This is a genomic window from uncultured Sphingomonas sp., from assembly GCF_913777625.1.
GTDB lineage: Bacteria > Pseudomonadota > Alphaproteobacteria > Sphingomonadales > Sphingomonadaceae > Sphingomonas.
In genome coordinates this window covers 42,897-65,216 of record NZ_CAJYTI010000002.1, presented here as the reverse complement: position 1 = coordinate 65,216, position 22,320 = coordinate 42,897, and the positions used below count along the sequence as shown (strand labels likewise).

Below are 22,320 nucleotides of genomic sequence, written 5' to 3'. Positions count from 1 at the left end.
GGTCGGGCGATCCCTGTAGCAGTCGACGGCGCCAGGATGCGAGCCTCTCCTTCGCCGCCGACTGGCCCGGTCCATTTCCACAGAGGTGCGGCTACACCCCTGTCGGGAAACGTCTTTGTGGCGCCGCGAAGGCTGGCTTTGCCGTCCCCAAGCAAAAGCTTATTTTCCTAGTACGCAACTCGGAATTACCCCCTCGCACAACAATCGCGGAGGATGGAATGGGGCGCATGCACGGGTGGATGATGGCGAGCCTGCTGGCGGGGGTTGCCCAGCCGGCGCTGGCACAGGCGCAGGAGCCGAACACCCCGGCGGCACAGTCGAACGACATCGTCGTCACCGCGCGCTTCCGCAACGAGAATCTGCAGGACGTGCCGATCGCCGTCTCGGTGGTGAACGGCGATGTCGCCGCCTCGCGCAACCTCAACACGCTGCAGGACCTGTCGACGATCATCCCGACGGTGGACTTCCGCACCGGCCAGTCGAACAAGGACCGTACCGTGTTCGTCCGCGGCGTCGGCACGATCACCACGTCGCCCGGCGTCGAAAGCTCGGTCTCGACGGTGATCGACGGGGTGGTGCTGGTGCGTCCGGGCCAGGCGACGCTCGACCTGCTCGATCTCGACCATCTCGAGGTGCTGCGCGGACCGCAGGGCACGCTGTTCGGCAAGAACGCCTCGGCCGGCGTGATCAACCTCGTCACCAAGGCGCCGAGCAAGGTCCAGACCGAGACGCTGGAGGCCGGCTATTACGAAGGCGGCGAGGGCCGCATCAAGGGCAGCGTCTCCGGTCCGATCACCAGCAATATCGGCTATGCGCTGAGCGGACTCTATGCCTCGTACAAGGGCAATGTGTTCAACGCCGGCACCGGTCACAAGGTGAACGGCTATGACCGCTGGGGCGTGCGCGGCAAGATCGTCGCCCGGCCCAATGACGATGTGACGATCACCTTCGCCGGCGACTATCTCTACAATCGCGACAATACGCCGCAGGGCGTCTATGTCAGCGCCTCGCGCGTCGCCTTCCCGACCAATGTGGTGACGCCGAACGCGACGCTGGCCGGGCTGCTCACCCAGGAAGGCATCACGCCCTCGGCCAACAACAAGCGGGTCAACACCAATTTCGACGCCGAGGTGCGCGACCGCAACTATGGCGGCTCGGTCACGCTCGATTGGCGGCTGGGCGGCGGCTATACGCTGACCTCGATCACCGCCTATCGCGAGTGGCGCAACCACCAGACCCCGGACTGGGACGCGCGCGCGATCCTCGCCATCGGCTTCCCGCAGGGCCGCGACGACGGCCGGGTGGATTTCGACCAGTTCTCGCAGGAGATTCGCCTCGCCTCGCCGCAGGGCGGGCTGGTCGACTATGTCGTCGGCGCCTATCTGCTCGCCGCCGATACCGACGAGCGCTACCAGCGCAGCGTCACCCAGCTGGTGGGCGGGGCGCCGGTAACCAACAGCGGCGTGGCGAACTACGGCATCCGCGCGCAGAACCATGCCCTGTTCGGCGAGGCCAACCTGCATGCCACCGACAAGCTGACCTTCATCGCCGGCGGCCGCCTGATCCATGACGCGCTGACCTATTTCCATGCCCGCGTTTCCGACACCGCGACCGGTGTGGCCGGGATCCGCCCGAGCTTCGCCAGCAACGGCAAGACCGATCGGGTGGATTACAGCGCGCGCCTTGGCGTCCAGTACAAGCTGGCGCCCAACGCCAACACCTACTTCACCTTCTCGCGCGGCTATAAGGGCCCGGCGTACAACGTCTTCTTCAACATGCAGGCGTTCGACGCCCAGCCGCTCGCGCCCGAGACTTCGACCAGCTACGAAGTCGGCCTGAAGGGCAGCCTGTTCGACGGCAGGCTGAGCGGTGGCATCGCCGCCTATCTGACGAACTATGACGGCTTCCAGGCAAACTATTCGGACACCTATCTGGGGGCGATCGTCACCCGCCTGATCAACGCCGGCAAGGTGCAGACCAAGGGCATCGAAGCCGATCTGAGCGCGCGGCCCACCGATCGCCTGACGCTGAACTTCGCGGTGGCGCGCACCGATGCGCATATCCGCCACTTCAACTGCCCGGCGGGCACCAGTTGCACCTCACTCGACGGCCAGCCCCTGCCCTTCGCGCCCGACTGGAAGCTGAGCGGCGGTGCGGCGTGGAAGCTGCCGATCACCGACGGCCTTGCCGTCGAGCTCCAGACCGACGCCAGCTACAAGACCAAGACCCAATATGCGATCACCCAGACGCCGGACACGATCCAGCCCGCCTATGGCATCTGGAACGCCAGCATCGCGCTGATCGGCGGCGAGCGCTGGGAGCTGCGTGCGCTCGTCAAGAACATCCTCGACCAGCACTATTCGAACTATCTGGTCTATGGCACCACCGCGGGCGTGGCCCGTTACGTGCCGCGGGACAATGATCGCTATGTCGGCCTGAATGCGCGCATCCGCTACTGACACCACCGCCGGGGCGCAAGGTCGCTGGGCGATCCTGGCGCTCGTGTTCGGCGCGGTGATGCTGAACTATGTCGACCGGCAGATCCTCGCCCTGCTGAAACCCATGTTGCAAGGCGAGTTTCACTGGTCCGACCGCGACTATGCGCACATGGCCTCGGCCTTCCAGTTCGCGGCGGCGCTGGCCTTTCTCGGCACCGGCTGGTTTCTCGACCGGGTCGGGCTGCGGCGAGGCTTCGCGCTGGGCGTGGCGCTGTGGAGCGTCGCGGGCATGGCGCACGCCTTCGCCACAACCGTTACCCAGTTCGTCGCCGCACGCGCCGTGCTGGGTGCGGCGGAGTCGATCGGCACTCCGGCCGCGGTGAAGTCCGCCGCCACCTTCTTCCCGCCCGTCGAGCGCTCGCGCGCGCTCGGCATCGGCAATACTGCGCCCAATTTTGGGGCGATCCTCACACCCTTGCTGATCCCGGCGCTGGCCTTGTGGGTCGGCTGGAAGGGAAGCTTTCTGATCGCGGGTGGCCTTGGCCTCGTCTGGGTGGCGGTTTGGCTGCGCTACGTCCCCGCCGCCGCCAGCGTGCGGGGTCCGCGCTCGGAGGTGCCGTGGCTCTACTTGCTGCGCGACCGGCGGACGCTCGCCATCGCCGTCGCCAAGGTGCTGAGCGACCAGGTCTGGTGGTTCCTGCTGTTCTGGACGCCCGACCTGTTCCACCGCCAGTTCGGGCTGGAGCAAGGCGCGCTGGGGCTCCCCGTGGCGCTGGCGTACAGCCTCGCCGCGTTGGGCGCGATCAGCGGCGGCTGGGTGCCGGGCTGGCTGCTCGCGCGCGGCTGGACGCCGGAGCGGGTGCGCCACGCGACGCTGCTCGGCTATGCGCTGCTCGTGCTGCCGATCCCGCTGGTGCTGGTGGCGAGCAACCCCTGGGTCGCCGCGCTGCTGCTCGGCCTTGCCCTATTCGCGCACCAGGGCTTTTCGACCAACGTGTTCGGGCTGGCGACCGACATCTTCCCGGCCAACCGCGTCGGATCGGTGATCGGCATCGGCGCCTTTGCCGGCAACCTGGCCGGCATGGCCATTCTCGAGCTGGCCGGCTGGTCGCTCGACAATGGCCATGGCTATGCGCCGATGTTCTGGATCGCGGCCTTTTCCTATCTCGCAGGTGCGCTGCTGGTGCGCTGGATCCTGCCGCGCACCGCCTATGCGGACGCGGGCTGACCCAGCAGCTCGGCCATGTCGACCACCCGGTGTTCCCGTAAGGATATCTCCGCCGCCATGCCGATGGCGATGGCCTTGAGCCCGTCCTCGGCGGTCACCTCCACCGGCCCCTGTCCTCGCACCGCGCGGGCGAAGGCCTGATGCTGGTAGAAGGTCGAGCCATGGTGCGATCCCGCCGCCAGCGCCGCCGCGTCCACCTCGATCCGGCGCTTCTCGGGCGCCTTGGGGTTGCCGAAGCCGGTGCGCGGCGCGCGGGTGAGCACGCTGCCGGGGATGCTGACGTCGAGCCGGGCGATATCGCCGGTCGCGACGATCTCCTCCTGCTCCTCGGCGCCGTCGGCGAACATGCACAGGTCGAGCAGCGCGCGGGTGCCGTCGGCGAAATCGACCACGGTGTAGCTGTTGTCGACGATGTCCGGCGCCTGGCCGTCATAGCGCTCGTCGAGGTGGTTCACGTCCTGCCCGCCCGAGCAATAGACCCGCACCGGCTCGCTGCGGACGATGAAGCGCATCAGGTCGAAGAAATGGCAGCATTTCTCGACCATGGTGCCGCCGGTGTTGCGGGCGAAGCGATTCCAGTCGTCCACCTTCACCAGGAACGGGAAACGGTGCTCGCGCATCGCCAGCATCCGCAGCCGGCCGATTGCGCCGCCATGCACGCCCGCGATCAGCGCGGCGACCGGCGGCATGTAGCGATATTCCATCGCCGTCCAGAACACCGCGTCGTGGCGCGCGGCGCGCTCTGCGATCCAGCGCGCATCCTCGATCGTCGTCGCCAGCGGCTTCTCGCACAGGATGTGGAGGCCGGCATCGAACAGCGGCGCCACCGTCTGCCGATGCGTGAAGTTGGGGCTGGCAACGATCACCGCGTCGAGCCCGGCATGCTTGGACAGCGCCTCGGCGTCGCGGTAGGCGGTCACGTCCTGCGCCTTGCCGCCCAGCGCGTCGCGCGCCCAGCCGAGCGAGGCCTCGACCGGATCGGCGATCGCCACCAGCTCCGCGCCGGGCGTGATCGCGAGATTGCGGATATGCTCCACGCCCATCATCCCGCACCCGACCAGACCGTACCGAATTCGCGACGCCATCATCTTCTCCAGAGGCTTTGACTCATGACCACCCCCAATCCCCAGACCGACGCATCCGGCAAGCAAGAACAACTTCCCCCCTGCGAAGTGAGCTGGTTTTCCGCGCTTTGCGACGATGACTATGAGTTTCTCGGCCAGCCGGACCCGCGCCTGCTCTCCAGCTGGGAGCATTGCCGCGATATCGTGATGGTGGCCGAGAGCGCGGGGTTCGACAATATCCTGCTGCCCTCGGGCTATGCGCTGGGGATCGACACCACCGCCTTCGCCGCCGCGATCGCCACGCTGGTGCGCCGCATCCGGCTGTTGATGGCAGTGCGCGTCGGCGAGAGCTGGCCGCCGCAGCTCGCGCGCCAGATCGCCACGATCGACCGGATCCTCGGCGGGCGCCTCGCGGTGAACATCATCTCGTCGGATCTGCCGGGCGAGACGCTGGCCTCTGCGCCCCGCTATCGCCGGACGATCGAGGCGATGCACATCCTGAAGACGCTGCTGAACGGCGAGGCGCTGGATCACCAGGGCGAGTTCTGGCAGCTCAAGGTCGAGCCGCCGCGCATCACCACCGTCTCCGGCCGCGCGCCGCAGCTGTATTTCGGCGGTCTTTCGGAAGATGCGCGGGATGCCGCGGCGGAAGGCGCCGACGTGTACCTGATGTGGCCGGACCGGCTGGACGCCGTTGCCGCAACGCTCGACGACCTGCGTGCCCGCGCCGCCAAGCGCGGCCGCACCCTGCGCTTCGGCTACCGCGTCCATGTCGTGGTGCGCGAGACCGAGGCGGAGGCGCGCACCGCCGCCGACCGGCTGCTCTCGCATCTCGATGCCGCGCAAGGGGAAGCGATCCGCGCCCGCTCGCTCGACGCGCAGTCCGCCGGCGTCCGCCGCCAGGCCGAGCTGCGCGAGGCATCGGCCGGCGACGGCTATGTCGAGAACAATCTCTGGACCGGCATCGGCCGCGCCCGCTCGGGCTGCGGCGCGGCGATCGTCGGGAACCCCGACCAGGTGCTCGCCAAGCTCAACGCCTATCGCGCGCTGGGCATCGAGGCATTCATCCTCTCCGGCTATCCGCACGCCTCCGAGGCGGATCTGTTCGCCCGGCACGTGCTGCCGAAGCTGGAGCATGGCCCCCTCCTCGCCTGAGGCAACCCGGTGGCCGCATCAGTCGCGCTGGTGCAGCCACCGGATCGCGCGATCGAGGACCGGATCGCGGCCGGCCGCGATGTCCGCGATCGACGCCGTTACCGTGGTATCGGGGACCAGCCCGGCATCCGGCTGTAGCTCGCGCCGGAAATAGCCGATCAGCGGCAGGTCGAACTCGATACCGCTGCCCGGCAGGCGCACGAAGAAGAAGCAGCCGCCATTGATACCCCGCCGGTTGCCGCCGGTGCGCGCGCCGAACAGCCGCACCCGGCCGCTCCGCCGCGCGTTCTCGGCAAACTGGAAGGTCGCCGAGCTGTTGACCGGCCCGACCAGCGCAGCGACCGGCAAGTCGAGCGGGGGGCTCGCGGGGTGGATCACGGCAGCGTCGCGCTCGCCCTGCAGCGCGTAGTAGCCGTTCCCTACCGGCCGCGCGCCCACGCCCAGGGTGCGGAAGCTGTCGTCCCAGGTATCGAGATAACGGTCCAGCGCCGCCGGGGTGCGCCGGAAGCGAACGCGTCGTTCCGCCGTCGGCAGCACGATGGGCGTGCGAATCAGCCGTGCGAGGATCGGATCTCCGCAATCCTCGCCGCCCTCGTTGGCGCGCAGATCGACGACCAGCCCCTTCGCGCCGGCCAGGCTGTCGAGGCGTGCATCCAACCAGCCCCGCCAATCCCATTTGCTGTCGTACAGCGCCCACCCCGGCATGGTCAGCAGGGCGATACCGTCGGGACGCATGGTCCAGCCCCACACCGGCGCGCCGCCGCGATAGTCACGCGCGGCCGTCTGCGCCCGGCGTTGCGCGAGGCCGATCGCCGGACACGCGACGGCGACGCGCCTGCCATCGGGACGACGCGCGACGATGCGGTGCACGCCGCCCGGCGGAGCGCCATATTCCAGCCCGTGGAACACGTCGAAATACTCGATGCTGTCGTCGCCGCGCACTTCCAGCAGCGAGACGCGCTTGGCATCGTTATGCCCATCGGCACGGGCATAGGGCAGCAGCCGCGCGAGCATGTCGCGTGGGGCCACGCCCTGGATCGCCAGCACCTCCGATCCGCGCGGCAGCTCTGGGCCGCCGTGATCGGTCACGATCATCGCGCCGCCTCGCCAGCGGAAATGGAACGGCAATCGGGTGCCGCGGTCGAACAGCGCGGCCGCCACTGCCTTCTTCTGGTTATAGAAATTGCAATAGCTGTGCCCGCAGCGGATCGTCGCGAGGAACCGCGAGAGCAGCAGATATCGTCCTTCGAGGTGCGGCGCGGCGACGAACGCCGCTTCGAATCGCGCAAGGCGCGCCGCGCCCTGCGACGGGGTGTTGTACCGGTAGAGCCCCGGATGCAGCGCCAGGGCGTCGCGCAGGATCGCGACATCCTGTCGGAGGTCGGCAACCGTCGGCGCCTCTGCCGCGCGGGCGGCGAATGGCAGAGCAGCGGTGGCGCTGAGGCCGGCGAGCATCTGGCGGCGGTCGATCATGGGGCAAGCTTGTGCCGGTTTCGTCGGCGCAGGCGCCTCAAAACCGCATGCCCGCGCACTTATTCGTCTTTTGCGACGTGTCGGCGATAGGCGGAAGGCGTCTGCCCGAAGGTTGCGAGAAAGGCGCGGTTGAAGCTTGCCTTGGAGCTGAACCCCGCCTCCAACGCCAGATCGAGCAGATCGGCGCTGCTGCCGTCGCGCAGTGCCGCCGCGACCGTCTCCGCGCGCATCCGGCCGATGAAGCTCGAGAAATTGACCCCCAGCCCCTCGTTCACCGCGCGCGACAGATGATTGGTGTTGGTGCCCAGGCGCCGCGCCAGCACGCCCAGCGACAAGTCGGGATCGCAATGCCAGCGCTCGGCAGCCACCTTCGCCGCCCATAGTTCGCCCAGCCGCCCCCAGTCCCGGGGTGGCGGCGCGGGCTCGGCGATCGCGAGATCGTCCAGATGCGGAAACGGGAGGGCTGCGTGGCGCCACCCCTCGATGGCGAGGTAGAGGCCGAAGGCCGCGATCGCGACATAGAGACCCATCAGGCCGACATAGCCGATCGGCGCGATCGCATCCCACAGGGCATAGCCCGTCCACACCGGCAACAGCACCAATGTCGCGCCGATCGCCCGGCTCAGCCAGCGGGCGGCAAAGCGGGTGTCATCGCTGCGCTGCCCGGCAAGCAGCGCGCGATAGCGGCGGAGCAGGCGCAGCCCGGCAATTCCGTACCACGCCAGGCCGGCAATCGTCGCGAGATCGGCGACGATGGAATAGGGCTGGTGGACGATATCGGACCAGCGCTGCTTGACCGGCAGCGGCAGCAGGAAGCTCGCGGTGAGGAACGCGGCCTGCACGGCCGCAGGTGCCAGATGGCGCCAGCCCTTTTCCGGCCAGCGGCCGGTCACCAGGGCGTTGGCGTAGAGCCAGATCAACGGGCCCGCGGCGAGCGTGATCTGGAAGGGCGCAAAGGTCAGCCAGCGCCAACGATCGTAGAAGCCGGCGAACCCGATCAGCCAGGGCAACAGGATGCCGGTCAGAACGATCAGCAGCGTGGACAGCGTTCGGTTCGCCACCCGATTGGCGAGCACGCGGGTGAGGCCGATGGCGATCGCCAGCAACTGCGCCGCAGCGACGGCAAGGATCGCCGTCCGCCATCCAAAGCTCAGCCCGTCGAACATCGTCGATCCATCGGGGGATGCTAGCCCCAAATGGTAGGGAGACAATAGCGGCCATCCGCAGGTCGCGCAGATGATGCACGCCGGATACCGCACGGTGGCCTAGGACGGCGTCTTGCCACGCCGCATGCTGCGGCCGAAGGCGCGAAGGCCCTATGGCGGCGGACCTTCTCGGGCACCGAGCGACGCGACGAGGTGGGTGCCACGGGCCCGCTTCCAGCGTCTAAGATCGCCATCCTATCCAACGAGAAAGACTGGCGAACAGGGGCCGAAGCTGATAGTTCCGGTAGCGCTACAATTCGGACGTTGAGGCGGCGGTGCGATGGGCTCGGGGGGCTAACGCATGGCAGGCTGGGACAGCCCATACCTGCGTCGACGACAACGCGCACCCCGTACCCGACTTTGGCAAACGATATCCTTTGTATGTGCAACGATGCTGGCGAGCGGGCCGGCGCCAGCGCAGGTTCCGCCAGAAGGGTTCGCCGCGTTCAAGCACGTCCGCTGGGGGGCCGACGAAGGCGCACCGATCGGTGCCTACAAGATCGCGCAAACGCCAGATGGGTATCTGTGGCTGACCGGAGACGGACTCTACCGCTTCGACGGGATGACCTTCGAGCAACTTCGATGGCCGGAACAGGAAGCGAAAGCGCGGCTCGATCCGATGGGGCTGATGGTCCGGAGCAACGGCGAGCTGTGGATCGGGCTGAACGGCAATGCCGGGGTAGCGGTGTACCACAACGGGCGTCTGGTGAACATGGCGATGCCCGCGCCCCCGGTCGCGATCGGCGCGATGGTGGAAGCGGCCGACGGCACCTTGTGGTTTGCCTCGAACCGGGTCGACGGCCAGCTCAGACGCCTCCGCCATGGCCGCTGGGATGCACCGCAGGCAAGGTTCGGCCAGCCTCCCGGCGCTGTCATGGGTCTTGTCGCGACGAAGGATGGTTCGGTCTGGATCGCGGTGACGCACCCCGATGGGCATGCCGGCGCGGTTGCCCGCCTGCCGCGGGGCGCAGACCGATTCCAGCTGCTGCCGGACCGCGTCGGGCCGCTCCCCCGACTAGCGGTGGATCGCGAAGGCGCTGTCTGGCTTTCGGATCAACAGGGCACCTGGATGCTCGCAGACGCGCGCGGGAAGCGACCAGCAAATCCCATGGTGGTCCCGGTCCCGTCGGCCATCCGTACCGCGCCGTTCACCTTCGATCGGGACGGCGGGCTGTGGAGGACGAGCGGATCGTCCGGCATCTCCTACACGCCACACCAGCGCGGGGATCGTGGCGCCCGCGAACCGGACGTCTATCCATTCACCGTCCACGACGGGCTGACGTCGGACATCACCCATGCCGCGCTGGTCGATCGCGAAGGCAGCATCTGGATCGCGACGGAGACCGGGCTCGATCAGTTCCGCCGCGCAAGCGCGACGCAGGCCACGGCGATCCCCCCGGACCCGGTCAACGGCCTGGCGATCGCCCGCGCAATCGACGGAAGCGTCTACATCCAGTCCGGCGAGCGGCTCTTCCGCATCGCCCCCGGCGACAAGCCGCGCCAGGTGGCGGTGACCGGAAGCGCCAGCGTGGCGATGTGCGCCGCGCGACAGGGCGGCGTGTGGATCCTGCAGGCCATGCGGACAATGCGCGTGCACCCCGGCCATACCGAGACGATGCCACCCTATTCGGGCGCCGCCGTTCCGATCAATTGCGCGGAGGATCGCCAGGGTCGATTATGGGTCAGCCTCATCGGGAAGCCGCTGCACTGGCGCGACCAGACGGGTTGGCACGTCGCCACTGGCGCACTGGGCGCGCTGCGGCCCTGGGAGCTGAGCGCCACGCGGTCAGGCGACATCGTGCTCCACATCCGGCCGATGATCGCCGTGCTTCACGGCAATCAGCTGACCCAGGCGGGAAAATCCGCGACGATGACGATGGTCACGGCGAGCGGCGACGCCTTGTTCGCCAGCGACGATCATGGGCTCACCCGCTGGCGCGACGGAAGGGTCGCGCGGATCGAGGAGACGCGGTTCCCATGGCTGATCTGGCTTCGCGGGCTGGTGCAGACCGGACGCGGCGAAACCTGGCTGGTAGCGCGAACCGCCATTTATCGTGTGGCGACCGCCGATCTCGAACGTGCCTTCAGCGACCGGCGCGCGCCCTTGCCGTACCGGGGGTACGACATACGCGACGGGTTGACGAGTGCCGCCCAGCACGCCGGTTTCAAGGGGCTGCAGATCGTCGAAGGAGGCGATGGGCGGGTCTGGTTCCTCAACCGGGAAGGCGCCGCCTATTTCGAGCCTGCGACGCTCTCACCGAACCCTCTCGCTCCGCCCGTGGCGATCCGATCGCTGAGCAGCGGCGGCGCGCGCTGGCGCGATCCCTCCCGTCTGGCGCTGCCCGCTGGCACGCACGCGGTCGACATCAGCTATGCCGGCCTGAGCTTCATCGTGCCGCAACGCATGCGCTTCCGCTATCGACTGGACGGCATCGACGCGGACTGGGTGGACGCAGGCGCGCGGCGTCTGGCGAGCTATACCAATCTTGCCCCCGGCAAATATCGCTTCCGCGTGGTCGCCGCCAACGCCGACGGCGTCTGGAATCCAACCGGTGCCGCACTGGCCTTCGAGATCCGCCCGACCTTCTGGCAGAGCAGCGCGTTCAAGCTGCTCTGTGCCGTCGGGCTGCTCGGAGTCCTGTGGGCCGGCTATGCACTGCGGCTGCGGGTTGTCGCCGCGCGCATTCGGCTGCGCATGACCGAGCGGTTCGAGGAGCGCGAGCGGATCGCGCGCGAATTGCACGACACGTTGCTCCAGGGTATTCAGGCGGTGACCATGCGGTTCCAGCGCGTGATCAACGAACTGCCCGACCAGCAACCCGCGCGTCGGACTCTGCGCAACGCGCTGGACGTCGCCGATCAGGTGATCGCGGAAGGCCGCGACCGGGTGCAGGATCTGCGGTCGCGCCAGCAGGATCGGTTGGAACCGTTGCTTCGGGACCTCGCCGCGCGACAGTGGTTCGAGCCCGGCGTGCAGATCGCGCTTTCGGAACACGGGCCGCCTCGCCGGCTCGAGCCGCTGGCAATCGACGAACTTGTCCGGATCGCCGGGGAAGCGCTCGCCAACATCCGTCGCCATGCCGGTGCGACGCGTGTCGAGATCGAAATCCACTACGGCGTACGGCTGTGCCTGCGGATCGCCGACGACGGCGTCGGCATCGATCCGTCGATCGCCGAAGCGGGGAAAGCCGACCATTTCGGGTTGCGCGGCATGCGCGAACGCGCCCGCACGCTGCGGGGAACGCTTGCGCTTCGGCCGCTCGCGGATCATGGTACCGAGCTGGTGCTGACGGTCCCCGGGCGGGTCGCGTATCTCCCGGACCGACGCAGTTGGTGGGCACGCATCAGGAGGGTGCGATGACGGCTTCTGCTACCGTGACGAGGCCGATCCGCGTGCTGATCGTCGACGATCACCCGATGCTGCGCGACGGTATCGCCGGCCTGCTGTTGGGTTGCGACGACATGGAGGCGGTCGGCGAAGCGAGCAACGGCAGCGAAGCCTTCGCCAAATTCGCCGAACTGGCACCCGACGTGACGCTGATGGACGTGCGGATGGAAGGCATGGACGGGGTCGAGGCGATCCGTGCGATCCGCGCCCGGTCTCCCAAGGCGCGGATCCTCGTCCTCACCACCTATGCGGGCGACGCCGGCGCGGTCCGCGCAATGCGGGCGGGTGCCTCGGGCTATCTGCTCAAGAATTGCGTGCGTGCCGAACTGGCGGACGCGATTCGGGCGGTCCATGCCGGGCGACGCATCGTCTCCCCAGACATTGCCCTTGCCCTGGCCGAGCATGCGCTCGACGAGCCGCTGGTCGAGCGTGAGATCGCCATTCTGCAGCTGATCGGCGAAGGCCAGTCGAACAAGGAGATCGCACGCTCGCTGCGGCTGTCGGTCGACACGATCAAGGCAGGCGTGAAGACGATCTTCGAGAAGCTCGACGTCCATGATCGCACCCATGCCGCGATGGTCGCGGTGCGACGCGGCTATATCGGGCGCTGAGCCGGTCGCTCAGGGGTGGATCGACGCGAAGACGATGTCGCTGAAGCCTTCCACCGTCTCCCAGCGATTCCAGTCGCGCTGGAATTCGCAAACCAGCTGGATCCAGCTGATCGGCCGCCCGCCGGCCTGCTGGATGCGGGCGAGCCCCGCCGCGTGCGCGACCAGCGAGGTGCCGCCGACCGCGTCGACGACCGGATAGACGTCGACCCCCTCGCGCAGCGCGTCGAGCGCCGGGAACGCCAGGCAGACCTCGGTCCACAGCGCCACCATGATCAGCTTGCGTCGCCCCGTCGCCTTGACCGCGGCGACATTGGCGACGAGCTCGCGCCGCTCCATCGACACGATCGAGGCGACCCGTACCGGCTGCAAATCGATGATCAGCAACGCCGCGTTCGTCGGCGTGAGCAGATCGTCCGCTTCCGGATCGCGGCTTTGCGCGGGCGACGTCATGGCGGCTTCCTTCCTTTCGAGAGAAGCGGGCGGGTCATTCAGGGCTTGGCGACGTACACCGTGTCGGTAGGGCCCCAGCCGGTGATGTAGACCACCGCCGGCGCGTCACGGGTCAGCGCGAAATGCGGATCGGCCGCGGGCTCGCTGTAGAAGCTGCCGGGCGGAAGGCGCTTGACCAGCGCCGGATCGGCCTTGCTGCCATAGCCGAAATACCAGATGCCGCTGACGACGATGGCAGTCCGCGCATCGCGGTGGGCATGCGCCTGGATGCTGGTGTGCGGAGGCACGCGTAGCTCGATCGTGTACGGCCCTTCCTTGCCGGGGTCCCCGGCGAGCACGGTAGTGCGAATACCCGCGAGGCCCGAGGTGCCCGGCCCCGCAGCCTCCTTCGGCAGCGCGGCGATCTCGGCCGGCGTCACCCGGGTCTGCTGGGCGCGCACCAGCGGAGCGATGCCGGCGGCGAACAGCGCCGCGGCGAGCAACTATCGGCTCATCGGGCTGTCTCCAGAAACGGCTTGACCAGTGCGATCGTGCTGGCGGGGTTTTCCTCCATGATCCAGTGGCCGGAATCGGGGACGACGCCCTCCTTCACGTCGGTGGCGGCTGCGCGAATCACCACGGCCATCGTCAGGCCGAAGGACTTGGCGCCGCCAAGCGCCAGCACGGGCATCTTCAGCTTGTTGCCGGCAGCGAGCCAGGCGCGATTGTCGGCCGCATCCTGATCGAACGCGGCGAACTGCGCGAAGCCCGAATGCATGCCGCCAGGACGCGCGTAGAGCGTGGCGTAATGCTGGCGCGACGCTTCATCGAACCGCGCGGGGTTCGCGGAAAACTCGTTCCAGAAGCGGTCGAGATAGATCCGCTCGCGTCCGGCAACGAGGCGCTCCATGTCCGGCCCGCCGAAGCGGAAATGCCAGAGCAGCGGGTTCTTGAGGATCTCGTCCCACGGGCCGACGCCCGGCACCGGCGCGTCGATCATCACGAGGTGGCGGACCCGATCGGGCACCTGCGTCGCGAGCGCAAAGCCGACCATGTTGCCGATGTCGTGCGCGACAATGTCGAACGTCTGCACCTTCAGCGTCGCCAGCACGCCCTGCATGTCGCGGCCCTGGTTGCGCTTGTCGAAACCGTCGGCCGGATGCGCGGAGAGCCCCATGCCGCGCAGGTCCGGCACGATCACGGTGTGATCCGCCTCCAGCGCGGCGGCGAGCGGCGCCCACATGTCGCCGCTCTCGCCATAGCCATGGAGCAGCAGCACGGCCGGACCATGCCCGCCGATGCGAACGTGGAGCGTCGTCCCGTTGGTGGCGATCTCCTGCGTGCGGAAGCTGCTCGGGTACGGCGGGACCTGCGCCAGTGCAGGCGCGGCGATGCTGCACGCCGCAGCCAGGAAAACGGATTTCAACATCGGAACGACGCGCCTCCAGATCGCTTTGATTTCGCCGTGGAAGGTGCGCGCCACCGCCGCCGCGCTCAATGCCAAGGCGGGCGCTGGAACCTACCCGCTCGGGTATTCGCTGCAGACCGGCGCCTCGCCTATCGCATGCCATTGTGCATCGTGTCTCGGATGCACACCGGTACCGTCGGCAGCGTGCAGATCGTCGACGGGCGCATGCGCAACCGCCGCCTCCGCAACTGGAAGGACACCGACATGGCACTCGATACCATCCTGAAGGGCAAGCTCGGCTTCGGCGCGGCCCCGCTCGGCAACATGTTCCGCGCCATTCCCGAGGCACAGGCGCTGGAGACCGTCATCGCTGCCTGGGACGCGGGCATCCGCTATTTCGACAATGCCCCCTTCTATGGTGCGGGCCTGGCCGAGCTCCGCATGGGCGAGGCGCTGAAAGGCAAGCCGCGCGAGGACTATGTGCTGAGCACCAAGGTGGGCCGCGTCGTGCTCGACGAGGTCGAGGACGTCCACCTGCGCGATCATGGCGAGAAGGGCACGGTGTTCGCGCATGGCCGCCCCAACAAGATGGTCAACGACTATGGCTATGACGCCACGCTGAAGTCGATCGAGGACAGCCTCACCCGGCTGCAGACCAGTCATGTCGAGATCGTCTTCGTCCACGACCTCGCCCAGGACTTCTGGGGCGACCAGTGGATCGCCCGGTTCGAGGAAGCGCGCACCGGCGCCTTTCGCGCGCTGGACCGCCTCCGCAGCGAGGGCGTGATCCAGGCTTGGGGCCTGGGCGTCAACAAGGTCGAGCCCATCGAGATCCTGCTGGACCTCGACGCGCCGCAACCCAATGCCTTCCTGCTCGCCGGCCGCTACTCGCTGCTCGATCATGGGCGCGCGCTGCAGCGGCTGATGCCCAAGGTCGAGGCGCGCGCGCTCGGCGTGGTCGTCGGCGGCCCCTATAGTTCGGGTGCGCTCGTCGGCGGAGCGAACTTCGAATATGCGCCCGCCTCGCCGGAAATCCTCGCGAAGATCGCGGCGATCAAGGCCATTGCCGATCGACACGGCGTTTCCATGAAGGCGGCCGGCCTGCAATTCTCGCTCGCCAATCCTGCCGTCGCTGCGGTGATCCCCGGGGCGAGCCGGCCGGAGCGGATCGCCGAAGACAGCGCCGCGTTTGACGCGGATATCCCGACCGCGTTCTGGCGGGACCTGCGTGCGGCAGGACTGGTGGACCCGGCTGCGCCGCTCCCGGGTTGACTCCGTCCGCGCGACATCGCGGAAAACTCGCCCGCACCTTGCCCCGCGAGCGCCAACGATGATGAGCAAGCCATGAGACGAGGCACTTGGGTCGGCCCAGTCTTCGCGTTGAAAACCGGGCCCAGCCCGCGCATAGCGGCCCGATGCTTTCGCAGAAGAGCCGCTACGCGATCCGTGCGCTGCAGCACCTCGCCGACCGATACGGGCAGGGCGTGGTGCCCCTGGCAGAGATCGTGGCGTCGCAAAACATCCCGGCGAAGTTCCTCACCGTCATCCTTTCCGAGCTGGGTCGTGAAGGCCTGGTGCGCTCGCAGCGCGGGCGGGACGGTGGCTACGTCCTCGTCCCGGCGCCCGACAAGGTACGGATCGGCGACATCATCCGGCTGATGCGCGGGTCGATCGCGCTGGTGCCCTGCGCCAGCCGCGATTCGCACGAGCAGTGCGAGAATTGCGTGCCCGAAGCCGATTGCCGACTACGCCGGCTCATGCTCGAGGTCCGCGACGCAACCGCACGGATCCTGGATGAGGTGACACTCGCCGACCCCTTCCCGACCGCCAATCTGGCATTGGCCCAGGCCAAGCCGTGATTTATTGCCCATTCGTCCAGTAGGAATTACGCTCGCCGCAAAGAATGGGGTAGAGCCACATGCGGGCAGCGAGCATCCTGGGCACGATCGGCAACACGCCGCACATCCGACTATCGCGGCTGTTTCCGCACGCCGAGGTGTGGATCAAGTCCGAACGCGGCAATCCCGGCGGATCGCTCAAGGACCGGATCGCGCTGGCGATGGTGGAAGCGGCCGAGCGCAGCGGCGCGCTCCCTCCCGGCGGCACGATCGTCGAACCGACCAGCGGCAACACCGGCGTCGGCCTGGCGATGGTGGCGGCGGTGAAGGGCTACCGGCTGATCCTGGTGATGCCCGAAAGCATGTCGGTCGAGCGCCGCCGGCTGATGCAGGCCTATGGTGCTGCGTGCGAGCTCACCCCGCGCGGGCAGGGCATGGGCGGCGCCATTGCCCGCGCCGAGCAACTCGCCGCGTCGGTGCCCGGTGCCTGGATGCCGCGCCAGTTCGACAACCCCGCCAATATCGACGCGCATGCCCGCACGACCGCGATCGAGATCCTCGCCGATTTCCGCAACGAGCCGATCGACGCGATCATCACCGGCGTCGGCACCGGTGGACATATCACTGCGCTCGCCGAGACGCTGAAGATGGAGTGGCCGGGCCTGCTGGTGTTCGCGGTCGAGCCGGCCACCTCGCCGGTGCTCTCGGGCGGCCGCGCAGGGCCGCACCCGATCCAGGGGATCGGCGCTGGCTTCGTACCCGGCAACCTGCATGCGGACATGCTGGACGGCGTGCTCCAGGTCGACGCTGAAGCGGCGCTGCGGTTCGCCCAGGCGGCGGCGCGGCGCGAGGGCCTGCTCGTCGGGCCCAGCTCGGGCGCGACGCTGGCGGCGATCGCGGCGAAGCTTCCGGAACTCGGCGGGCTGCGGGTGCTCGGCTTCGCCTATGACACCGGCGAGCGCTATCTCTCCGTACCCGGCTTCGTTGCCGACCGCCCCGATACAGCCGGGCTTTGCACGATGCCCAAGCTGCACTTCGCCGAGCCCAAGTCAAACTAGGTTCTAAATCTCTACCTTATAGATAGAGATAAGGCACCACCACAAGGGAGGCGACATGATCCAGCCGAAACGCCGGGGCCGCTAACCCCCATCCGTGGTCCTACAAGGCCGACGATCCCCATCGTGACGCATGACGTGTCGGGCGCCCCCGCGCCGGACGCGTCGTGCTGCCGCTGGCGATCGATCGCCCTCGACCTGCCAAGGAGATACCATTGTCGTTTCCTTCATCCTTGCCGGCATGGCTCGCCGGCGCCAGCCTCGTTGCGCTCTGCGCCGGTGCCGCCCAGGCCCAGACCGTCCAGCTCGCCGCCCTCGAACCGGTGGCTGCGCGGGCAGACGATGCACCTGACGGCACCGATGCCGCGCCCGCGGGCGACGACATCCTCGTGACCGCTCGCCGCCGCAAGGAACGCGCCCAGGACGTGCCGATCGCGCTCAGCGCGATCAGCGGCGAGACGCTGGCGGCGCGCGGCGACTATCGGCTCGACCAGATCCAGCAGCTCGTGCCCGCGTTGCAGGTGTTCAGCTTCAACCCGCGCAACACCAACATCAACATCCGCGGCCTCGGCTCCAACGTCGCGCTGACCAATGACGGGATCGAGAACGGCGTCGGCCTCTACATCGACGGCGTCTATTATGGCCGGCCGGGCCAGAGCCAGTTCGACCTGGTCGACCTGGAGCGCGTCGAGGTGCTGCGCGGGCCGCAGGGCACGTTGTTCGGGAAGAACACCACGGCGGGTGCGATCAACATCAGTTCGCGCCTGCCGAGCTTCACGACCGAAGCGCAGGGCGAAGCGAGCTTCGGCAACTACGGCTACCGCCAGTTGCGCGGATCGCTGAGCGGGCCGCTGATCGACGGCATCGCTGCCGCGCGGATCAGCCTGGCCGAGACGCACCGCGACGGCTTCCTCCACAACGTCACGACGGGCCGCGACGTCCATAACTACGATGACTTCACGGCCCGCGGACAGCTGCTCGTCACGCCGCTGAGCGGCCTGTCGATCCGGCTGATCGGCGACTATTCCAACCAGCGCCAGCAATGCTGCATCAACCTGCCGGTCTCGGTGTTCACCAGCTACACCAACGGTGCGACGATCGCGAACAACTGGCTGCAGCGCGCCGCCCGCGCCGGCTACACGCCGCTCCCCTTCGATCCGTTCGCGCGCAGGACCGACGCCAACTCGCCCTTCTACGCGATCATGGACACCTGGGGGCTCTCCGGCGAGATCGACTATGACCTGGGCGGCGCCACGATCACCTCGATCACCGCCGGGCGACACTGGAACTGGTATCCGTCGAACGACTCCGACGTCACCCGGCTTTCGGTCAACCTCCAGAGCAACCAGCAGAATTTCCAGCGCCAGTTCAGCCAGGAAGTCCGCATCGCCTCGAACGGCGAGCATCGCATCGACTGGCTGATCGGCGGCTATTATTTCTGGCAGGTGGTGCGCGGCGTCGGCTCCGCGATCTACGGCGCCGATGCGCCGAACTGGCTGTACCCCACGGACGCGCCGGCGGTTTCGGACGCCGCGGTGAACGGTTTCACCTCGCGCTCGCGCTCCGATCCGCACACCCGCAGCCTCGCCGCCTTTGCCCAGACCACCTGGCATATCGACCCGCGGCTCAGCCTCACCACGGGTCTGCGCTTCACCCATGAGGACAAATGGGGGAGCTATGTCTCGGCACAGACCGACGGGAAGTCGCTGGCCGGCCTGACGCCCGCACAGGCAAGCCGCGCGCAGGCGATCCGCAACGGCCTCGCCCCGCCCGCCAATTACCGCGTGGACGCCAAGGACGATAGCTGGTCGTGGCTGGCGACGCTCAGCTGGAAGCCGGTCGACGACGTGCTGCTCTACGCGACCACGTCACGCGGCACCAAGTCGCAGGGGCTGAACCTGACCACCATCCCCGCCGGGGTCAGCGCCTTGGTAGATCCCGAGCAGACGGACAATTATGAGATCGGCCTGAAATCCCAGCTGTTCCACCGCACCCTCACCGCCAACCTCGCCGGCTTCTGGGCAGATGTGACCAACTACCAGACCACGATCGTCCAGCAGGTGATCGGTACCAACAGCTACATCAATTACATCGCCAATATCCCCAAGGTGCGCTCGCGCGGGTTCGAGGCGGATCTGGCGTGGCAGCCGATTGCCGCGCTCGGCTTCACCGGGGCGCTGGCCTATACCGATGCGACCTATCGCAACTATCCCAACGGCCCGACGCCGGTCGAGGCGCTCAACCCCACCACCGCACAGCCCGGCGGGTCACCGCTTCAGAACATGAGCGGGCAGCGGCTGGCGGGCGTGCCCAAATGGTCGGCCTCGCTCGGCACCGACGCGAGCCACGCGCTGACCGACCGGATCACGCTCTACGGCCATGCCGACTGGTCGTGGCGCTCCAACTATTACACCGTCGCCAGCAACAGCCGCTACGGCCTCGTGCCGAGCTATGACCTGGTCAACGCGCGCATCGGCGTGCGGCTCGACAAGGGCCGGCTCGACCTCTCGGTGTGGGCCCGCAACCTCTTCGACAAGAACTATTTCCAGACGCTCAGCGTCGCGAACACCGGGCTCGTCACGGCGATCCTCGGAGACCCGCGCACGCTGGGCGCCACCCTCCGGACGAAATGGTGAGCCCATGGCGACGATCCCTGCCCACGACACCCGGTTCCGCATCGCCTCCCCGCAGATCCGCGCCGACGAGCCGCCGGCCCGGCGGCTGATCGGCTTCGCCTCGCTGGCGGTTCCCATCGCGGGGGCGGGGCTGCCGCTGATCCTGTTCGTGCCGCAGCTCTATGCCAGCCATTACGGGCTCTCGCTGGCGACGATCGGGCTGATCTTCTTCCTCGGCCGCTTCTGGGACGTCGCCGCCGACCCGATCGTCGGGGTGCTGAGCGACCGCACGCGCAGCCGCTTCGGCCGGCGCAGGCCGTGGATCGCGGCGGGCGGGCTGCTCTTCGGGCTGGGTTCGGCGCTGCTGTTCTTCCCGCCCGCGACCGTGGCGCCGCTCTACCTCGCGGCGGCGCTGTTCCTCTTCTACGCCGGCTGGACGATGATCGAGGTGCCCTTCTCCGCCTGGGCCGGGGAATTGTCGGGCGCCTACCACGGCCGCACCCGATCGGTGACCTTCCAGCAGACCGCGCAAGCCTCGGGCCTGCTGCTGGTGCTGATTCTGCCGACGCTGCTCGAACAGTTCCGCCCCGCCGACATCGCGCTCAAGCTCCATGTCGTCGGCGGCTTCATCCTGCTCACCCTGGCGCCCGCGCTGCTGCTGAGCCTCACCGCCTTTCGCGAGCCGCCGCGCCCGGCCTATGAACCCAAACCCGAAGGCTTTCTCCGCACCGCCAGCCTGATCCTGCGCGACCGGCTGCTGGTCCGCGTGCTCGCCTCGGACGTGGCCGTCACCGCCGGCCAGTCGATCCGCGCCGGGCTGATCACCTTCTTCGCGGTCAACTATATGGGCGCGGCCGGCTGGGCGAGCGGGCTCTACCTGTTCCAGTTCGTCTTCGGCATCTTCGCCGCCCCCCTCTGGCTGCAGATCGGCCGCCGCCTCGGCAAGCGCGAGACCGCGATCCTGGGCGAGCTGGTCCAGGTCGCGATCAATCTCGGCCTGCTCTTCGTGGTGCCGGGCGGGATCGGGCTGCTGCTGGCGCTCACCATCGCGCAAGGGCTGGCGCAAGGCTCGGGCAACCTCATGCTCCGCGCCATGGTCGCCGACGTCGCCGATCATCACGAGTTGGAGACCGGCCACAACCGCACCGGCCTGTTCTTCTCGGTGTTCAGCCTCGCCACCAAGGCAGGCCCGGCGATCGGCATCGGCGTCGCCCTGCCCTTCATCGCCTGGATGGGGTTCAGCCCCAAGGGCGCCAACTCGCCCGAGGCGCTGGAGACGCTGAAGCTCGTCTTCGCGCTGGGCCCGGCGCTCGCCCACAGCCTCTCCGCCGCCCTCCTCTGGCGCTTCCCGCTCGACGCGCAGCGCCATGCCTCGATCCGTCGCGCGCTCGATGCGCGCGCCGCCGGCCAACTTCCCCTGTGACCCTGAAGGAGAATGCACATGACGATCCAGACGCATGACTTCCCCAACGCCGCCCCCAACGCTGCTGATGCCGACAGCGTGCTCGACGTCCACCCCGTGGCCGGCCGGATCGGCGCGGAGATCCGCGGCGTGCGGCTGGGCGGCGAGGTCGACAATGCCACCGTCGAGGCGATCCGCGCGGCGCTCTACCGCCACAAGGTGATCTTCTTCCGCAACCAGACGCATCTCGACGATGCGGCGCAGGAAGCCTTTGCCGAACGCCTCGGCGATCCGCTCGCGCACCCGACCGTGCCGGTGGCAGCGGGCTCGCGCTTCCTGCTCGAGCTCGACAGCAAGGAAGGCGAGGCCGCCTCGGCCTGGCATACCGACATCACCTTCCTGCCAGCTTACCCGGCCGCCTCGATCCTGCGCGCGATCACCATTCCGCCGGCGGGCGGCGACACGCTCTGGGCCAATGCGGTGACGGCCTATGCGACGCTGCCCGAACCGCTCAAGGCACTGGTGGAGCAGCTTCGCGCTGTCCACACCAACGCCTTCGACTATGCCCAGCAACGCCCCGAGGCGACCAGCGAGCAGGTCCGCCGCCACCGTGAAGTGTTCGCCTCCACGGCGTACGAGACCGAGCATCCGGTGGTGCGCGTCCATCCGGTGACCGGCGAGAAGCTGCTGCTGCTCGGCAGCTTCGTGAAGAGCTTTGTCGGCTTCAGCCGCGAGGATTTCGCCCGGCTGTTCGGTATCCTCCAGGACCATGCGACCAAGCCCGAGAATACGGTGCGCTGGCGCTGGAGCCCCGGCGACGTGGCGATCTGGGACAATCGCGCCACCCAGCACCGCGCCATCGCCGATTTCGGCCATCAGCGCCGCACGCTGCGCCGCGCGACCATCGCCGGCGATGTGCCGCGCGGCGTCGACGGTGCGCCCAGCCGGGTGCTCAAGCCCGAGCCGGTCGCCGCGGTCGAAGCCGCCGCCTGATTTCCCACCCCACTGCCG

General features: G+C 68.3%; 16 protein-coding genes and 1 pseudogene. 11 read left to right on the top strand and 6 right to left on the bottom strand.

The genetic code is table 11. The annotated features are described in order from the left end of the window. The first annotated feature begins 227 nt into the window (after positions 1–227). Positions 228–2,459, top strand: a complete 2,232-nt coding sequence (locus QZ814_RS01290) for a TonB-dependent receptor (RefSeq protein ID WP_294329232.1) — start codon at positions 228–230, stop codon at positions 2,457–2,459. Further along, a complete protein-coding gene (locus QZ814_RS01285; protein ID WP_294329231.1) occupies positions 2,440–3,666 on the top strand; it encodes an MFS transporter in 1,227 nt (408 codons plus the stop codon). Before QZ814_RS01290 ends, QZ814_RS01285 begins: the two co-directional genes overlap by 20 nt. Here QZ814_RS01285 and QZ814_RS01280 read toward each other — a convergent pair. After that, positions 3,648–4,751, bottom strand: a complete 1,104-nt coding sequence (locus QZ814_RS01280; protein WP_294329230.1) for a Gfo/Idh/MocA family oxidoreductase — start codon at positions 4,749–4,751, stop codon at positions 3,648–3,650. The two genes, QZ814_RS01285 and QZ814_RS01280, sit on opposite strands and share 19 nt — an antisense overlap. Before the next feature lie 24 nt (positions 4,752–4,775). On the opposite strand from QZ814_RS01280, the gene QZ814_RS01275 reads away from it, so the two are divergent. Next, entirely contained in the window at positions 4,776–5,885 is a 1,110-nt protein-coding gene (locus QZ814_RS01275; protein ID WP_294329229.1) for an LLM class flavin-dependent oxidoreductase, read from the top strand. Between the two features lie 18 nt (positions 5,886–5,903). Here the strand turns inward: QZ814_RS01275 and QZ814_RS01270 are convergent, their stop codons facing one another. Both QZ814_RS01270 and QZ814_RS01265 read right to left on the bottom strand, forming a co-directional pair. Continuing rightward, entirely contained in the window at positions 5,904–7,358 is a 1,455-nt protein-coding gene (locus tag QZ814_RS01270; RefSeq protein ID WP_294329228.1) for a S41 family peptidase, read from the bottom strand. Between the two features lie 59 nt (positions 7,359–7,417). Further along, positions 7,418–8,524, bottom strand: a complete 1,107-nt coding sequence (locus QZ814_RS01265) for a helix-turn-helix domain-containing protein (RefSeq protein WP_294329227.1) — start codon at positions 8,522–8,524, stop codon at positions 7,418–7,420. 430 nt (positions 8,525–8,954) lie between these two features. Between QZ814_RS01265 and QZ814_RS01260 the strand changes: the two genes are divergently transcribed. Both QZ814_RS01260 and QZ814_RS01255 read left to right on the top strand, forming a co-directional pair. After that, entirely contained in the window at positions 8,955–11,924 is a 2,970-nt protein-coding gene (locus QZ814_RS01260) for a sensor histidine kinase (protein WP_294329226.1), read from the top strand. Further along, positions 11,921–12,562, top strand: a complete 642-nt coding sequence (locus QZ814_RS01255) for a response regulator transcription factor (RefSeq protein WP_294329225.1) — start codon at positions 11,921–11,923, stop codon at positions 12,560–12,562. Before QZ814_RS01260 ends, QZ814_RS01255 begins: the two co-directional genes overlap by 4 nt. Before the next feature lie 9 nt (positions 12,563–12,571). On the opposite strand, the gene QZ814_RS01250 is transcribed toward QZ814_RS01255, so the two are convergent. From QZ814_RS01250 to QZ814_RS01240, 3 genes are read right to left on the bottom strand one after another with little or no spacing between them, the layout of a single operon-like run. After that, positions 12,572–13,012 carry an isochorismatase family protein gene (locus QZ814_RS01250; protein ID WP_294329224.1) on the bottom strand — a complete coding sequence of 147 codons (441 nt, stop codon included), beginning with the start codon at positions 13,010–13,012 and terminating at the stop codon, positions 12,572–12,574. Positions 13,013–13,050: 38 nt separating this feature from the next. Continuing rightward, complete coding sequence (locus QZ814_RS01245) at positions 13,051–13,494, bottom strand: cupin domain-containing protein (RefSeq protein ID WP_294329223.1); 444 nt, start codon at positions 13,492–13,494, stop codon at positions 13,051–13,053. Positions 13,495–13,502: 8 nt separating this feature from the next. Next, positions 13,503–14,420 carry an alpha/beta hydrolase gene (locus tag QZ814_RS01240; RefSeq protein WP_294329222.1) on the bottom strand — a complete coding sequence of 306 codons (918 nt, stop codon included), beginning with the start codon at positions 14,418–14,420 and terminating at the stop codon, positions 13,503–13,505. Positions 14,421–14,663: 243 nt separating this feature from the next. Here QZ814_RS01240 and QZ814_RS01235 point away from each other — a divergent pair, with 243 nt between their 5' ends. The 6 genes and pseudogenes from QZ814_RS01235 to QZ814_RS01210 all read left to right on the top strand — a co-directional run bounded on the left by QZ814_RS01235 (position 14,664) and on the right by QZ814_RS01210 (position 22,302). Further along, the gene (locus tag QZ814_RS01235) at positions 14,664–15,671 is read left to right on the top strand and encodes an aldo/keto reductase (protein ID WP_294329267.1); all 1,008 of its coding nucleotides are present in this window, start codon (positions 14,664–14,666) and stop codon (positions 15,669–15,671) included. A gap of 143 nt (positions 15,672–15,814) precedes the next feature. Continuing rightward, on the top strand, positions 15,815–16,258 hold the full coding sequence (locus QZ814_RS01230) for an Rrf2 family transcriptional regulator (RefSeq protein WP_294329221.1): 444 nt from the start codon (positions 15,815–15,817) through the stop codon (positions 16,256–16,258). 59 nt (positions 16,259–16,317) lie between these two features. Continuing rightward, positions 16,318–17,229: pseudogene (gene cysK / locus QZ814_RS01225) on the top strand (cysteine synthase A); the annotation flags it as partial. A gap of 278 nt (positions 17,230–17,507) precedes the next feature. Beyond that, positions 17,508–19,928 (top strand): TonB-dependent receptor, encoded by a 2,421-nt coding sequence (locus QZ814_RS01220; RefSeq protein WP_294329219.1) that lies wholly within the window; start codon positions 17,508–17,510, stop codon positions 19,926–19,928. A 4-nt stretch (positions 19,929–19,932) separates the two neighbouring features. After that, on the top strand, positions 19,933–21,330 hold the full coding sequence (locus tag QZ814_RS01215) for an MFS transporter (RefSeq protein ID WP_294329218.1): 1,398 nt from the start codon (positions 19,933–19,935) through the stop codon (positions 21,328–21,330). Positions 21,331–21,348: 18 nt separating this feature from the next. Beyond that, complete coding sequence (locus QZ814_RS01210) at positions 21,349–22,302, top strand: TauD/TfdA family dioxygenase (RefSeq protein ID WP_294329217.1); 954 nt, start codon at positions 21,349–21,351, stop codon at positions 22,300–22,302. Positions 22,303–22,320 lie beyond the last annotated feature (18 nt).

Bases quoted from the DNA above. Each gene is read 5' to 3' on its own strand.
- QZ814_RS01290 (WP_294329232.1), top strand. From the start codon at position 228: ATGCACGGGTGGATGATGGCGAGCCTGCTGGCGGGGGTTGCCCAGCCG.
- QZ814_RS01285 (WP_294329231.1), top strand. From the start codon at position 2,440: ATGCGCGCATCCGCTACTGACACCACCGCCGGGGCGCAAGGTCGCTGG.
- QZ814_RS01280 (WP_294329230.1), bottom strand. From the start codon at position 4,751: ATGGCGTCGCGAATTCGGTACGGTCTGGTCGGGTGCGGGATGATGGGC.
- QZ814_RS01275 (WP_294329229.1), top strand. From the start codon at position 4,776: ATGACCACCCCCAATCCCCAGACCGACGCATCCGGCAAGCAAGAACAA.
- QZ814_RS01270 (WP_294329228.1), bottom strand. From the start codon at position 7,358: ATGATCGACCGCCGCCAGATGCTCGCCGGCCTCAGCGCCACCGCTGCT.
- QZ814_RS01265 (WP_294329227.1), bottom strand. From the start codon at position 8,524: ATGTTCGACGGGCTGAGCTTTGGATGGCGGACGGCGATCCTTGCCGTC.
- QZ814_RS01260 (WP_294329226.1), top strand. From the start codon at position 8,955: ATGCTGGCGAGCGGGCCGGCGCCAGCGCAGGTTCCGCCAGAAGGGTTC.
- QZ814_RS01255 (WP_294329225.1), top strand. From the start codon at position 11,921: ATGACGGCTTCTGCTACCGTGACGAGGCCGATCCGCGTGCTGATCGTC.
- QZ814_RS01250 (WP_294329224.1), bottom strand. From the start codon at position 13,012: ATGACGTCGCCCGCGCAAAGCCGCGATCCGGAAGCGGACGATCTGCTC.
- QZ814_RS01240 (WP_294329222.1), bottom strand. From the start codon at position 14,420: ATGTTGAAATCCGTTTTCCTGGCTGCGGCGTGCAGCATCGCCGCGCCT.
- QZ814_RS01235 (WP_294329267.1), top strand. From the start codon at position 14,664: ATGGCACTCGATACCATCCTGAAGGGCAAGCTCGGCTTCGGCGCGGCC.
- QZ814_RS01230 (WP_294329221.1), top strand. From the start codon at position 15,815: ATGCTTTCGCAGAAGAGCCGCTACGCGATCCGTGCGCTGCAGCACCTC.
- QZ814_RS01215 (WP_294329218.1), top strand. From the start codon at position 19,933: ATGGCGACGATCCCTGCCCACGACACCCGGTTCCGCATCGCCTCCCCG.
- QZ814_RS01210 (WP_294329217.1), top strand. From the start codon at position 21,349: ATGACGATCCAGACGCATGACTTCCCCAACGCCGCCCCCAACGCTGCT.